The following is a 14,114-nucleotide window of genomic DNA, read 5'->3' as shown; positions in this document are numbered from 1 at the left end:
GGGGTGCCTGTGGGCTCCCGCTTTCGGTCGTGCCGGACCGAAAGCGCCTCTGCTCTGATGACGAATTCCCCCGACACAAGTGTGATGTCTGTTACATCTAACTTACTGTCCGGTAACAAAGCAAGGGATTTGGGGAAAAAACTTACTGACGAGTAGGTTGCGGTTCTTGGCCCGGTCGGATAAGTATCCGCGGCGTGTCGCCTGCTCCCTTGGATCGACATGGGGAATGCTGGCTGGCACACAGTTATGCACGTGCTTCAGCATTACAAGGGAGTTATGGATGAGCTGGCTCGACCGTGAACACACCATCGCCCCGCCGGGATTCAACCGGTGGCTCATACCTCCCGCGGCGCTGGCCGTCCATCTGTGCATCGGCCAGGTGTATGCCACGAGTGTCTACAAGAACGCGCTCGTGGAGCATTTCGACGCCAGCCTGACCCAGATCGGCATCATCTTCTCGGTCGCGATTGTGATGCTGGGCCTGTCCGCCGCAGTCATGGGGACCTGGGTCGACCGGAACGGGCCGCGCAAGGCCATGTTCGTCTCGGCCGTCTTCTGGGTCGGAGGCTTCCTGGTGGGCGCGCTCGGCATCTTCACCAACCAGCTCTGGCTGCTTTACCTCGGTTACGGCTTCATCGGCGGCATCGGCCTGGGCATCGGCTACATTTCTCCGGTCTCCACCCTGATCAAATGGTTCCCCGACCGTCCGGGCCTGGCCACCGGGATGGCCATCATGGGATTCGGCGGCGGAGCCCTCATCGCCAGCCCGCTCTCCTCTGCACTGCTGACTTTCTATGATCCCGACTTCGGAACTCCCGGAGCGGACGCTGGCGACGCCGTCGGCAAGCTTTTCCTGACCCTGGCCGCGATCTATCTCGTCTATATGCTCTACGGGGCATTCACCATCCGGGTGCCTGCGGACGGGTGGGTGCCGGAAGGGTTCGACCCGAAAACCGTGGCGTCCAAGGCCCTGGTCACCACTGCCCACGTGTCAGCGGCGAACGCCATCAAGACGCGGCAATTCTGGCTGGTCTGGATTGTCCTTTTCTGCAACGTCACCGCCGGAATCGGCATCCTGGAACAGGCTGCGCCGATGATCCAGGACTTCTTCCGCCAGCCCGACGGCGTTTCCCTGGTGAGCGCGGCGGTCGCCGGTGGCTTTGTGGGCCTGCTGTCCATCGGCAACATGGGCGGGCGCTTTGTCTGGTCCGCCACATCCGACGTGATTGGGCGGAAACGCATCTACATGGTCTATCTGGGCGCAGGAGCCGTGCTGTACCTGATGCTCGCCTTGTTCGGGAACACGTCAACCATCCTGTACGTCCTCCTGGCCTTTGTGATCCTTTCCTTCTACGGCGGTGGCTTTGCCACGGTTCCGGCCTACCTGCGGGACCTGTTCGGGACCTTCCAGGTGGGTGCCATCCACGGGCGGCTGCTGACGGCCTGGTCCGCCGCAGGCATCGCGGGCCCACTGATCGTGAACTCCTTCCTGGATGCCCAGGGGACACCGGGGGAACTGAACGCCGCGGCCTACCAGCCCGCACTGCTGACCATGGTGGCCCTGCTGGTGATCGGCTTCATTGCCAACCTCATGGTGCGCCCGGTCGACTCCAAGCACCATGAACCGGCCAAGCACCAGAAATCCGGAGTCAAAGACAAATCGGACGCCACGGAACTGGAAGAGGATTACAAATGAGTAAGACAGGTATCCGCATCGCCGTGAGCTGGCTGCTCGTGGGCGTGCCGTTGGCCTACGGAGTCTTCCAGACTCTGTCCCGCGCCTCCGCCCTCTTCGGCTGACCCGGGCGGAAGTTCCGTCCCGTCCCCGCCGTCACGGGGCGGCGGGGTGTTTTGGCAGGGGGAGGAATGCCACTATGGGGGACACATCCACTCACCGTTCCGCACCGGCAGCCATCCGCCGTCGTGCGGGGACAAGGAGCAAGACGTGAAAGCCCTTCAATACCGCACCATCGGCTCTCCACCCGAGGTCGTCGAAATCGACACTCCCGAGCCCGGTCCGGGCCAGGTCCGGATCAAGGTGACCGCTGCGGGTGTCTGCCATTCAGATGAGTTCATCATGAGCCTGCCCGATGACCAGTATGTCTACGGACGGCCGCAGACGCTGGGCCATGAAGGTGCCGGCATAGTGGACAAGCTGGGCGACGGCGTGGAGCACCTGGAACTCGGAACATCGGTGGCCGTCTACGGACCATGGGGCTGCGGCCAGTGCTACGAGTGTTCCAAAGGCAGCGAGAATTACTGCACCAACGCCGCTGGCTACGGCATTGCTCCGCCGGGACTGGGCGCTCCCGGAGCCATGGCGGAATACATGATCGTGGACAGTCCGCGGCATCTGGTTCCGCTCGGCGACCTTGATCCGGTGAAGAACGTTTCGCTGACGGATGCCGGGCTGACGCCGTATCACGCGATCAAAGGGTCACTGGACAAACTTCATGCCGGTGCCACCTGTGTGGTCATTGGCGTGGGCGGTTTGGGGCACGTGGCTGTCCAGTTGCTGCGCGCGATGACCCCGGCCACGGTGGTTGCCCTGGACATCAGTGAGGACAAGCTGAACCTCGCCTCGGAGGTGGGAGCCCACTACACCTTCCCGTCCGAGCAGGGAACGGTGGCGCTGGTGCGGGACCTGACCCACGGCGAAGGCGCCAACGTGGTGTTCGACTTTGTCGCCAACCAGGCCACCATGGATTTGGGCCAGGCCATGATCCGGCCGCAGGGGGACCAGGTGCTGGTAGGAGTGGGCGCAGGGGTGCTCCCGGTGGGCCTCATGGCAGGGGCCTGGGAGGCGTCCATCCGCTCGCCGTATTGGGGCACCCGGCCGGAACTCATTGAAGTCTTCGATCTGGCGCGGTCCAGCGGCATCAATGTGCACACCGAAGTGTTCTCCCTGGAAGACGCTCCCAAGGCCTACGAAAAACTCAGGAACAACCAGATCCTGGGCCGCGCCGTCATCGTGCCGTAGCCGGCACTTTCCTACCGCGGGGCGGGGGACAGGCCCGCAAACACGCGTGCCTGGTCCAGCAGCTGCGGAACGCCGGCGTCGAGCGACGGCGCAAACAGGGTGTCATTGGGCCGCTCTCCCTTGAGCCATCTGGTGTAGATCGCTTCGCAGAAGATAGAGGCTTTCCATAGCGCCAGCGCTTGGTACCAAGGGAGGGCGTCCAGGGACAGGCTGGTTTGGTCCTGGTAACGGGAGATCAGCTGCCCCCGCGTCAGGTAGCCCGGATTGCGCGTGACGGAGGTCAGCTCCAGCGGGCTGGGCGGGCTGTCCGGTTCGGCGTAGGTTGCGGTGAGGTAGCCGAGATCGGCGAGCGGATCGCCCACCGCTGCCATCTCCCAGTCCAGGACGGCGGTGACCCGTGCCGGAGCGCCGGGGTGGAACATCAGGTTGCCGGGGCGGTAATCCCCGTGCAGCACCGAAGCCTGCTGGCTGGTGGGCAAATTGTCGGCCAGCCAGTTCCCCAGCAGGACGACGTCCGGCAGGGAACGGGTGGTGTTGATGTCCCACAGTGCGGAAAAACGTTCCACCTGCCGGCGCAGGTAGCCGTCGGCACGCCCGAAGGACGCCAGATCACCGGTTGCCACATCCACCGCGTGGAGCTTGACCAGGGTATCGACGACGGCGTTGCTGGTTGCCAGCCGCTGTTCTGCTGAGCTCAGGGCAGCCGGGATGACGTTGGTGATGACCATCCCGTCCAAGAAGGTCATCACGTAGAACGGCACGCCCAGAACCGACTCGTCCTCACACACGGCGAGGACAGCGGGGACCGGAATGCCGCGGTCCTGCAGAAGCTGCTGGATGCGTGCTTCGCGGACCATGTCATGCGTTGACCGGGGCAGGGGCGGGCGCGGGCCGCGGCGGAGCACAAACACCTCGCCGCCGCGCTCCAGTCGGTAGGTGATGTTGGACTGCCCGTCACCGATCTGCGCCCATGACACCGGGCCGGACCCGAGGTTGTGGGTGTCCAGGAACTCGGTGACCGCGTCCAGGATCAAAAGCGGCGGGGAAGGGAGCACGGCGGCCTCGGCCGAGGTGGACACCACCTCGCTGCCGTCCGGAACGGAATGCATGGAAACTGTGCTGATTGACATTTCCTAGCCCTCCGCGGAACTGTAGGATGCGGCAGGGTCCACGGAAGCCTGGAACGGCGCCCCCGCTTCCACCTCGCGCCGTCGGGCAGCGGAGGCGCGGCGGGCGATGGCCCACTTGTGTGTTTCATTGGATCCGTCATAGATGCGGAAGGCCCGCACCTCGTTGAGGTAGGACGCCAGCGGGAGCCGGTCGGAAACGCCGTCGCCTCCGCATAGCTGCAGCGAGCGGTCGATGACCCGGTAGACGGCTTCGGAGGTGTGTGCCTTGGCCACCGATGAGAGCGCCGAGCCGGCTTTCGCGTCAGCCTGCAGCAGCGCGGCCGTTTTAGTGATGATCGCATCGGACGTTTCCAGGTCCATCACGTTCAGCGCCAGCATGTCCTGGGCAATGCCGAGTTCGTGCATGGCGGAGCCGAAAATCTCGCGGGTGTTGGTCCTGTCCAGGGCAATGTCCATGGCCCGCCGGGCCAGTCCGAGCCAGCGCATGCAGTGCGTCAGCCGGGCCGGACCCAGCCGGACCTGGGCATACCGGAACCCTTGTCCCGGGGTGCCCAGTACGGCGCTGTCCGGAACAAAAACATCTTCAAAGTGCAGATGCGGGTGTCCTCCGCCGATGGCCCGGTCCATGGTGGAGATTTGTTCACCGATCCGCACGCCCGGGGTGTCCATGTCGACCAGCAGCATGGTGGCCCCCTCGGGAGCGGCTGGGAATGTGCCGTCGGCCGTGGGCTCGAGTGCCGGCGTGCGCACCATGGCAATGCAGAACGCTGCGTTGTTGGCGCCGCTGGTGAACCGCTTGTGTCCGTTGATGACCCAGCCGCCGTCGACCTTCTCCGCAGAAGTCCGCAGCGCGGCCGGATCCGATCCGGCGCCCGGATGCGGCTCGGTCATTCCAAAGCAGGAACGCGCAGCACCGGAGACGAGGGGACGCAGATACTGCTCCTTCTGCGCAGGGGTGCCGATGAGTTCAAGCATGTGCATGTTGCCCTCATCCGGTGCCTGGCAGTTGAGCACCGTGGGGCCGATCAGTGAGTAGCCCGCCTCCTGGAAAATGGGGGACCAGAACTGCAGTGGAACACCCTGCCCGCCGTATTCCGGCGCGACATGCGGTGCGAACACCCCGGCACTCTTGGCTGCTGCCTGCAGCCGGTTCCGTTCAGCCTCCGACAGTCGTTCGCCCGGGGCTGGCTCGGCCGGGATGACAACGGAACGGATGAAGTCCCGGGTGCGCAGCCGCAGGTCCTCGATGTTGGGGGGAAGGGTGTTCATCTGGTTCGTCCTTTGGTGACTTATGCGTTGCCGCCGGCAGCCAGCAGGCCGCCGTCGAGATTGAGGATCTGTCCGGTGATCCAGGCAGCGTCATCGGAGGCCAGGAAAGCGGCCGCGGCTGCGACGTCTTCAGGAGCGCCCAGCCGGCCGAGGGGATACGCGGCGGCCACCTGCTCTTCGCGTCCCTCGTAGAGTGCGCGGGCAAACTGCGTCTTGACGACGGCGGGAGCCAGCGCGTTGACGCGGATGGCCGGGCCAAGTTCCACAGCCAGGGAGCGGGTGAGCTGTTCGATGGCAGCCTTGCTGATTCCGTAGAAGCTGATGCCCGGAGACGGTGTTTGGGCGCTGACCGAGGACAGGTTGATCACGGAGCCGCCCCGTCCGGCGAAATCAAGCTTCTCGTGGTGGTACGCCGCCTGCACCCAGCCGAGTGTGCCGTAAAGGTTGACCTCGATGATCTTGCGGGCCGCCTCCGGTTCCAGATCCATCAGCGGACCATAAACGGGATTGATGCCGGCATTGTTTACCAAGATATCCAGGCGGCCGAACTCTGCTGCCACTGCGTCCAGGACCTCGGCTCGATGCTCGGCGTCGTCTGATTTGCCCGCAATGGCGAGAACGGATCCTTCCGGGAACGATGCCGCAGCCTCAGCCAGCGGTCCGGGTTTACGTGCCGTGATGCAGACGCGGGCCCCTTCCGTCACCAGCCGCCGGGCCACCGCCAGCCCGATGCCGCGGCTGGCACCTGTGACGATGGCCGTCTTTCCTTCCAGCCGGCGGGCGTGGACGCTGTTCTCTGCCATGGAGCTCCTCAGGTGGTGCGGCGGACCGTGATGCAGGGACCGAGCAACCGATCGGTATGGTGCGCGGGTAGGCTAAGTCTGGTGTAGCGGTATAGGTGTGTCAAGGGTCACTATTGGAAGCCTGACAGGCAGGGGAGCGGCATGCAGGGATCAGCAGCAGCGCGGACAACCGCGGCGGACACGGATTGGCGGGATTACTCCGGCCGGGAACTGCCGCCGGTGCTGGCCGCCGCCCTGGCCTGTTTTGTTGACCAGGGCTATCACGGCACCACCATCCGCGAGGTTGCGGGCCGGGCAGGGCTCTCCGTTCCCGGCATCTATCACCATTACCCCTCCAAGCACGCACTCCTGGAGGGCATCGCGCAGCAGGCCATGGCCGACCTGTTTCGGCGAAGTGTTGCGGCCATGGAAGACGCGGGCACGGAGGTGGAAGAGCGCTTCCGTCTGCTCATCGAGTGCCTGGTGCTCTTTCACGCCCACCGCAGCGAGCACGCTTTCATTGCGGCGTCGGAAATCCGCAGCCTCCGGGATGAGGCCCGCGCAGCACACATCGCCGCCCGTGACCGTCAGCAGGGGCTGCTGACGGACGTGGTGAACGACGGCGTTGCAGCCGGTGTGTTCACCACGCCTTTTCCCGCGGAGTCGGCACGGGCCGTCATCACCATGTGCACCGGCGTCGCCCAGTGGTACCGCGCGGCCGGTGAACTGTCCCCGGAAGAGCTGGCCGCCCGGTACGTGGTGATTGCCCGCGCTGCCATGGGCAGCTGACGGGGAGCAGTGGCTGAGGCTGCCGGTTGGGAGGAATCAGCGGTATCGGCGGTGCAGGTTCTCACCCGCAACCGGTCCGTTTGCCGACGCGGAGATCCAGGGGCCGGTGCCTTCGGACTGGTCCAGCACCCCTTCCTCCAGCCAGGTATAGCGGCCGGCGAGCACGCCCTTGGCCAGCTTGCGGTCCTCTTCATCGGAGTTGCGCCACAGATCGTCGAAGAGCGTATCGGTCCGCACGCGTGACTGCGCGCAGAAGGCCGCCGCCAACTCGTAGGCCTCCGCACCGGCCCGGGGATCTTTGCGGCGCAGGGTTTCCGCCCGCATGCACACAGCGGAGATGGCGAACAGTTCTGCGCCGATGTCCACTATCCGGCCCAGGAACACCTGATGGTGTTCCAGTCCCGCCTGCCACCGAGCCATTCCATAAAACGTGGAACGGGCCAGCCGGCGCGAGGCACGGTCTGCGTACCGCAGGTATACCGACAGGGGGCCGAACTCCGCATACGCGGTGGGCACGGATCCCTTTCCGGCGGCGAGCGTGGGCAGCCAGCGGCCGTAAAACGTGCTGGCTTTCACGGCTGCCTTGGCCTTGCTGCCCAACGAGGCATCCGCCACCGCCAGGTCACCCGCTGCTTTCAGGTGGGCATCAACCGCGTCGCGGGCGATCAGGAGGTGCATGATCTCCGTACTGCCTTCGAAGACCCGGTTGATCCTCATATCCCGCAGCTGCTGTTCGGCGGCAACTGCCCGCTCACCCCGCGCGGCCAGAGAGGCCGCCGTCTCGAAACCGCGCCCGCCCCGGATCTGCACCAGGTCATCGGCAATCCGGTAGGCCATCTCAGACGACCACAACTTGGCCAGCGCGGCTTCGATCCGAATGTCCTTGGTGCCGGCGTCGGCCAGGGATGCAGACAGTTCGAAGACGCTCTCCAGGGCGAAGGCGGTCGCGGCGATGAACGCCACCTTCTTTGCCACGGCCTCATGCTGCCCGATGGGCTGGCCCCACTGCTCACGGGTTCCGGTCCACCCCCGGGCAATCTTGACCGACCATTTTCCGGCACCGGCGCACAGGGCGGGGATGGACAGGCGTCCGGTGTTCAAAGTGGTTAGGGCAATCTTGAGGCCCTGGCCTTCCCGGCCCAGCCGGTTGACGGCGGGTACCCGCACACCGCGGAGCCTCGTCACGCCGTTTTCAATGCCGCGCAGACCCATGAAGTTGTTCCGGTTTTCCACCGTGATCCCCGGCGTATCCATTTCCACCACGAAGGCGCTGATGCCGCCCTTTTCCGTGCCGTGCGGCGGCACCGCGGCCATTACCACCACCAGTTCGGCTATGACCCCGTTGGTGGTCCAAAGCTTCACTCCGTCCAGGACGTACTCGCTTCCGTCGTCGGACGGCACGGCGGTGGCGCGCATCCGCGCCGGGTCGGAGCCGACGTCGGGCTCGGTGAGCAGGAATGCGGAGATGGCGCCGGCCGCGCAGCGGGGCAGGTACTTCTCCTTTTGCTCCTCGGTGCCGAACACCTTGACCGGCTCCGGTACGCCGATCGACAGGTGTGCCGAGACCAGCGCGCCAAGGCTGGGGTGCACGGACCCCAGCAGCATCAGGGCGCGGCCGTAGGCGAGCAGCGACAATCCCAGCCCGGAGTAGCGGCGGGGAATCTTCATGCCGAAGACCCCCAGCTCCGTTAGGCCACGCAGGTACTCATCGGGAATGACGCCGGTGGTCTCAATGACCTGCCCGTCCAATGTGCCGCAGAAAGCCTCCAGCCGGTCCAGGAAGTCTCTCTCGCGGATGGCTTCCTCGGGATCCGCCGGCTGGGGACGAATGAGGTCCAAGTTATAGCTGCCCATGTAAATGCCCTTGGCAAACCCGGGACGCCGATCCTCGGCAATGCGGGACTCTTCGGCCAACGCCCGGGCGTCCTTGGCAGTGACAACGCGCTCCTTGACCTCCCGAACGCCGTCATTTCCGGTGATGCGGGCATCCTGCAGGTCCTTGGTGCTCATGGCACTTCCCCTCACTCCGGGCTGCTCCAGGCAACCTCCGTTGGCTGTGCGGCATAGCCTACGCGCGGCGGCAGCGGGCAGAAAGGGTGCATGGGTGCCACGTTTCAGGCCGCTCGGTTTTGACGTCACCGACCCGCCCGAATTTAGGAATTGTTGACAACACCCCCCTCCGGGGCGTTGAAATGGTAAGCACACTGATTATTTTGATGCCAACTGGAGATGTGCACAGGAAAGCAGGCAAATGCAGAACGAGGGGGATTGGGAGGCAGTTCGGCTGCTGTCCACGGCGGCCCGTCTGGTGCGCCGGGAAATCGACAACCGGCTAAGGGGCATTGGCCTGACACAGGAGCGGGTCACCGTGCTCAGGGTGCTGGATACCGACGGGCCCATGAAGCGGGCGGAACTGGCCCGGCGGCTGCGGGTGACAGCCCAAACGCTGGGCACGTCGCTGGTGACAATGTCCCGCCAGGGGCTGGTGGGTGAAGTGCCCCTTGCAGCCAACGGCTCGCGCCGTGCGGTCAGCATTTCCGAGCACGGGCGCAAAATGCTGGGACGCGCGGACGACATAGAGCGGTCAGGGTTCAGCGCCGCTATCCGTCCGGAGCTGCGCCAGGAGCTTATCGGGCTGATCCGGGAGCTTGAGGTTCGGCGCACGGGAGCCTCGGCCCGGATCTAGCCTTTGTGCACGGACCGCAGGGTGCCGGGTAACGTGGATGAAGGTTGACACTTTGTCACGGCCGAGGTCTGGAAGAGGTAAATGATGGGCGAGGGCATTCGCGTTGCTGCCGCAGATGAGATTGATGAAGGAACCGCGTTGAAAGTCGATGCCGAGGTTGCCGGCACCTCGGATGACATTGCAGTGTTCCACAGCGACAACGGAAGCTATTACGCCCTGGATGACACCTGTACGCATGAGGAAGCGTCGTTGTCGGAAGGGTGGATTGAAGACACCGAGGTGGAATGCCCCATACATTCTGCACGGTTCTGCCTGCGCACCGGCGAGGCTCTGTGCCTGCCGGCCATGGTCAATGCCAAAGCGCATCGGGTGGAAGTGCGCGACGATGGCATCTACCTGCACCCCGGAGAAGCACCCGAATAAGCGACGGATAACGTGGGGCGTATTACGCAAGACAGACGTTGCGTAATTGGGCTAAGGATAGGTTAGCCTTACTTTGTAGAAATTAACCCCTTAGTCAAGGAGCCCCCATGGCCCTGTCCCGGATGCGCCGCGCTGCGGCCGTTGCCGCCGTCGCCGTTCTGTCCCTTTCCGCCTGCTCAACCGGTGCCACCGGTGAAGCGGGAGACGGCGGAAGTTCCGCTGCAGCGGCAACCGATTCCTTTCCGGTCACCATCGAGCACGTCTACGGCGAAACAACCATAGAGTCCGCTCCCGAGCGCGTGGCTGCCGTTGCGTGGTCAAACGCGGAAACCGCCCTGGCCCTTGGTGTGGTGCCGGTGGTCATGCCGGCCATCAGCTACGGCGGCAACGAGCAGGGAACCACCCCCTGGATCGACGAGGCGCTGGAAGAACTGGACGCACCCATCGGGTCTGAGAATGCTCCCGCACTGTACTCGGACACGGACGGCATCGACTTCGAAGACGTAGCTGCGGCCGACCCCGACGTGATTCTCGCTGCGTACTCCGGCCTGACGCAGGAGGACTATGACAAGCTCTCCAAGATCGCTCCCGTCGTCGCCTACCCGGATGCTCCGTGGGGCACCTCGTGGCAGGAAACAGCCACGATGACCGGAGAGGCGCTGGGACTCAGCGGCGAGGCGGAGCAGCTGGTCGCGGACACTGAGCAGTCCATCAAGGACACCGCAGCCAAGTACCCGGAGCTTGAAGGCAAGTCCTTCATTTACGGCAACCTCGCCAAGGGTGCCTCCTCCGTGTACACGTCGCTGGACAACCGCCCCAAGTTCCTGACCGAGCTGGGCATGGTCCAGGCGCCGATCGTGGACGAGAAGGCGCCGGCAGACGCCTTTTACGTCCCCTGGGCCGATGAGGATGCCAATCAGCTGGATTCCGACATCTTCGTGACCTGGGTTGCTGATGACGAAGCCGCTGCTTCCATTGCCGCCGACCCGCTGCTGGGCCAGATTCCCGCTGTGAAGAACGGGGCCCTGATTGCCGACGCCGATGCTGAGCGCGTCTTTTCCGTCTCAGCCATCAACGTCCTGAGCGTGCCGTATGCCCTGGACAATGTGGTGCCCATGATCGCCGATGCGGCCGCCAAGGCCGACGCCGCCAAGTAGTTGCGGTGTCAGGAGCATCCCGGCCGGGCCGGGATGCTCCTGACATCCGATTGGACAGCACCCCCGGGGGTGCTGACACCATCGAGGACATGCAAGATCTGCTTTCGGTGGCCGCTGGCCTCAAACCCCTATTTGCCCTCCTGATCGCCGTCGCGGCAGCCTTGGTGCTGGCGCGGATAGTGCGTGAGTCCACCGCGAAGATCTTCCGGCGCGTGCCGCGGATCCGCGAAGTGACTGCGCTCGGGCGAAACCCGCTGCGGCTGGTGCTGTCCCTGATCGGCATTCGCATTGCCCTCGGTGCCACCGCTGCCGGCTTCGACTGGTTCGAACCGGTCAGCTATATCCTCACCCTGGCCCTGATCGCCTCGCTGGCCTGGCTGGCCGTTGTTGTCCTGCTCATCATCGAAGCGATGCTGCTGAGCAAGTACAAGACCGACACCAAGGACAACCGCCGGATGCGGCGGCTGAAGACGCAGGTGATGCTTGGGCGGCGCGTTGGTGTGGCCGTCATCATCACGATTGCCGTGGCCTGTGTCCTGCTGACCATTCCGGAGGTGCGGGCGCTCGGCGCCGGTATCCTTGCCTCCGCCGGTTTGATTTCCATTGTTGCCGGCCTTGCGGTGCAGAGCACGCTGACCAATGTGTTTGCCGGCATGCAGCTCGCCTTCACGGACGCCATCCGGGTGGATGACGTTGTGGTGGTGGAAACCCAGTGGGGAACCATCGAAGAAATCACCATGACCTACGTGGTGGTGCACCTCTGGGATGACCGGCGCCTGATCCTGCCCTCCACCTACTTCACCACCACCCCGTTCGAAAACTGGACCCGGAAGCAGTCCGCGATCCTCGGCACTGTGGAACTGGACCTGGATTGGCGTGCACCGGTGGGAGATCTGCGCACCCACCTGAAAAAGACCCTCGCGGAAACCGATCTCTGGGACGGCCGCACCGGCGTGCTGCAGATAACCGACGCAGTCAAGGGGCTGGTGCGGGTGCGCATCTTGGTCAGCGCCGCCGACAGCGGAGCCCTGTTTGACCTGCGCTGCCTGGTGCGTGAAGCGATGGTGACTTATCTGCAGGAATGGCACCCCGGTGCGCTGCCCCGCCAGCGGTGGGAAGAAGTGAAGTCCAAGGCTCCGGAGGTGCACCGGAATCCCCGTTCGCGGGCCGGAGGAGATCCGGCGGATACCAGCACCTCGCAGTTCTTCACCGGATCACTCGAAGCCGTGGACCGCCGGCACTCCTTCGCCGGGCCGGGGCAGGAGGTCTATGAGGAGCGCGGGGAAAACTCTGCCGAGGACCCGGGAGACCGCAGCCGCTGACATCTTTCCTCCGCCATCCGTTGACATGCCGGGCGCTTATCTGGCCTGCTGGGATAACTTGCGCACCTGCGGGACACGAAAAGAGGAACGGTTATGGCAGATGAGTTTGTTCTCCACGAACTTCAGGGATCCAACGTCTGGGCCAAAGACGGTGAACGCCTGGGGCTGGTGGGTCAGGTGCACCTGGACCGGGCAACAGGGGCGCCGGAGTGGATCACCGTAGCCTTGGGACTCTTCGAAACCCGGCAGCACTTTGTTCCTTTGGCGGGAGCCCGCCGGGACGACGACGACATTTACGTGAACTACAGCCGGCAGGCGGTGGATGACTCGCCCGAGGTTGATCCCGACGGTGCACTGAGCCCCGCCGAGGAGACACTGCTGACGGACTACTACAAAAAGTTCTGACAACTTCGGCCGGTTGCCGCCGAGCCTGTCCGCGCCGCTTGGTAGTAAGCTCACTTATAAATCCATCTGCCACTCAATGCATCCAGGAGGCCTTCATGGCGCAGCAGGACACCGGGGACAAGGCGCAAACGGCTCCCAGCCCGGACGACGCGAGCAAGCCGGACACCCCGGCCGAGGTCACGAAACCCAACTGGAAATACATTGCCCGCAAAACCATCCGCGAGTTCAGCAAGGATCAGTGCACCGACCTCGCGGCAGCGCTGACGTACTACACGGTCCTTGCCCTTTTCCCGGCGCTGTTGGCGCTGGTGTCCATCCTTGGCGTGGTGGGGCAGGCTGAAAGCACCACCAAGGCCATGCTGGAGCTCCTCGGAGAGTTCGCCCCGGCCAGTGCCGTGGAGGTCCTGGAAGGGCCCATCACCCAGCTGACGTCGTCGAGCAGTGCAGGATTCGCCCTGATCATCGGTATTGTCGGCGCTCTCTGGTCCGCCTCCGGCTATGTCAAAGCCTTTGGCCGGTCCATGAACCGGATCTACGAAGTGGATGAGGGCCGGCCGGCCTGGAAGCTGCTGCCGACCCAGCTCCTGGTCACCCTGGTGCTGGTCCTGCTGGTTGCCGCGCTGCTGATGATGCTGGTGCTCAGCGGCCCGATCGCTGAGACCATAGGCAACTTTGTTGGCCTCGGCTCGGAGGCCGTCATGATCTGGAACATCGCCAAATGGCCGGCGATGTTGATCTTCGCCGTGCTGCTTGTCGCCATTCTGTATTACGCCACGCCCAACGTGAAGCAGCCCAAGTTCCGCTGGATGAGCATGGGTGCTTTCATTGCGCTGATCGTGCTGGGGATCGTCACGCTGGGATTCAGCTTCTACGTGGCCAACTTCGGCAACTACAACGCAACCTACGGCGCCATCGGTGGTGTGATCGTTCTCCTGCTGTGGCTCTGGCTGGCAAACGTGTCGTTGTTGTTTGGTGCGGAGTTCGACGCCGAGGTGGAACGCGGACGCGAGCTGCAGGCGGGTATCCAGGCTGAAGAAAGCGTTCAGTTGCCGCCGCGTGACACCCGCCAGACGGAAAAGCGCGAGGCGCAGATGGAAGAGGACATCGAGGAGGGCCGCAAGCTGCGTCAGCAGCACGCCGGTAAGGATTACGACGACGACCTCAAGTAGGC

General features: G+C 64.3%; 14 protein-coding genes. 10 read left to right on the top strand and 4 right to left on the bottom strand.

Features of this window, described 5'->3' with window-relative positions; translation table 11 throughout:
• Positions 1-280 precede the first annotated feature (280 nt).
• From MUG94_RS15515 to MUG94_RS15510, 3 genes are all read left to right on the top strand, one after another.
• Positions 281-1,696, top strand: coding sequence for an OFA family MFS transporter (locus tag MUG94_RS15515; protein ID WP_227907057.1), 1,416 nt, complete (start codon positions 281-283; stop codon positions 1,694-1,696).
• A complete protein-coding gene (locus MUG94_RS17360) occupies positions 1,693-1,800 on the top strand; it encodes an MFS transporter small subunit (RefSeq protein WP_423724167.1) in 108 nt (35 codons plus the stop codon). The genes MUG94_RS15515 and MUG94_RS17360 overlap by 4 nt, the downstream gene beginning before the upstream one ends.
• A 145-nt stretch (positions 1,801-1,945) precedes the next feature.
• Positions 1,946-2,980: an NAD(P)-dependent alcohol dehydrogenase gene (locus tag MUG94_RS15510; protein ID WP_227907056.1), complete on the top strand. Its 1,035-nt coding sequence runs from the start codon at positions 1,946-1,948 to the stop codon at positions 2,978-2,980.
• A gap of 11 nt (positions 2,981-2,991) precedes the next feature.
• Here MUG94_RS15510 and MUG94_RS15505 read toward each other — a convergent pair whose 3' ends face one another.
• From MUG94_RS15505 to MUG94_RS15495, 3 genes are read right to left on the bottom strand one after another with little or no spacing between them, the layout of a single operon-like run.
• Positions 2,992-4,110, bottom strand: coding sequence for a phosphotransferase family protein (locus MUG94_RS15505; protein ID WP_227907055.1), 1,119 nt, complete (start codon positions 4,108-4,110; stop codon positions 2,992-2,994).
• A gap of 3 nt (positions 4,111-4,113) precedes the next feature.
• Positions 4,114-5,379: an acyl-CoA dehydrogenase family protein gene (locus tag MUG94_RS15500; protein WP_227907054.1), complete on the bottom strand. Its 1,266-nt coding sequence runs from the start codon at positions 5,377-5,379 to the stop codon at positions 4,114-4,116.
• A 20-nt stretch (positions 5,380-5,399) separates the two neighbouring features.
• The gene (locus MUG94_RS15495) at positions 5,400-6,182 is read right to left on the bottom strand and encodes an SDR family oxidoreductase (RefSeq protein WP_227907053.1); all 783 of its coding nucleotides are present in this window, start codon (positions 6,180-6,182) and stop codon (positions 5,400-5,402) included.
• A gap of 141 nt (positions 6,183-6,323) precedes the next feature.
• On the opposite strand from MUG94_RS15495, the gene MUG94_RS15490 reads away from it, so the two are divergent.
• Positions 6,324-6,950 carry a TetR/AcrR family transcriptional regulator gene (locus MUG94_RS15490; protein WP_227907052.1) on the top strand — a complete coding sequence of 209 codons (627 nt, stop codon included), beginning with the start codon at positions 6,324-6,326 and terminating at the stop codon, positions 6,948-6,950.
• Positions 6,951-6,986: 36 nt separating this feature from the next.
• Here MUG94_RS15490 and MUG94_RS15485 read toward each other — a convergent pair whose 3' ends face one another.
• A complete protein-coding gene (locus MUG94_RS15485) occupies positions 6,987-8,960 on the bottom strand; it encodes an acyl-CoA dehydrogenase family protein (RefSeq protein WP_227907051.1) in 1,974 nt (657 codons plus the stop codon).
• A gap of 241 nt (positions 8,961-9,201) precedes the next feature.
• On the opposite strand from MUG94_RS15485, the gene MUG94_RS15480 reads away from it, so the two are divergent.
• The 6 genes from MUG94_RS15480 (at position 9,202) to MUG94_RS15455 (ending at position 14,112) form a co-directional block, all read left to right on the top strand.
• Entirely contained in the window at positions 9,202-9,636 is a 435-nt protein-coding gene (locus tag MUG94_RS15480; RefSeq protein ID WP_227890601.1) for a MarR family winged helix-turn-helix transcriptional regulator, read from the top strand.
• Positions 9,637-9,720: 84 nt separating this feature from the next.
• The gene (locus MUG94_RS15475; RefSeq protein ID WP_227907050.1) at positions 9,721-10,059 is read left to right on the top strand and encodes a bifunctional 3-phenylpropionate/cinnamic acid dioxygenase ferredoxin subunit; all 339 of its coding nucleotides are present in this window, start codon (positions 9,721-9,723) and stop codon (positions 10,057-10,059) included.
• Positions 10,060-10,166: 107 nt separating this feature from the next.
• Positions 10,167-11,216, top strand: coding sequence for an iron-siderophore ABC transporter substrate-binding protein (locus tag MUG94_RS15470; RefSeq protein WP_227907049.1), 1,050 nt, complete (start codon positions 10,167-10,169; stop codon positions 11,214-11,216).
• Positions 11,217-11,305: 89 nt separating this feature from the next.
• Entirely contained in the window at positions 11,306-12,538 is a 1,233-nt protein-coding gene (locus MUG94_RS15465; protein ID WP_227907048.1) for a mechanosensitive ion channel family protein, read from the top strand.
• 93 nt (positions 12,539-12,631) lie between these two features.
• Positions 12,632-12,943: a PRC-barrel domain-containing protein gene (locus tag MUG94_RS15460; RefSeq protein ID WP_227890597.1), complete on the top strand. Its 312-nt coding sequence runs from the start codon at positions 12,632-12,634 to the stop codon at positions 12,941-12,943.
• Positions 12,944-13,038: 95 nt separating this feature from the next.
• Positions 13,039-14,112, top strand: coding sequence for a YhjD/YihY/BrkB family envelope integrity protein (locus MUG94_RS15455; RefSeq protein ID WP_227890596.1), 1,074 nt, complete (start codon positions 13,039-13,041; stop codon positions 14,110-14,112).
• The last annotated feature ends 2 nt before the right edge of the window (positions 14,113-14,114 follow it).

The sequence above is a fragment of the Arthrobacter gengyunqii genome (assembly GCF_023022985.1).
Taxonomy (GTDB): Bacteria; Actinomycetota; Actinomycetes; order Actinomycetales; family Micrococcaceae; genus Arthrobacter_B; species Arthrobacter_B gengyunqii.
The sequence above is the reverse complement of the archived record's forward strand: the minus strand, read 5'-3'. Positions and strand labels throughout refer to the sequence as shown.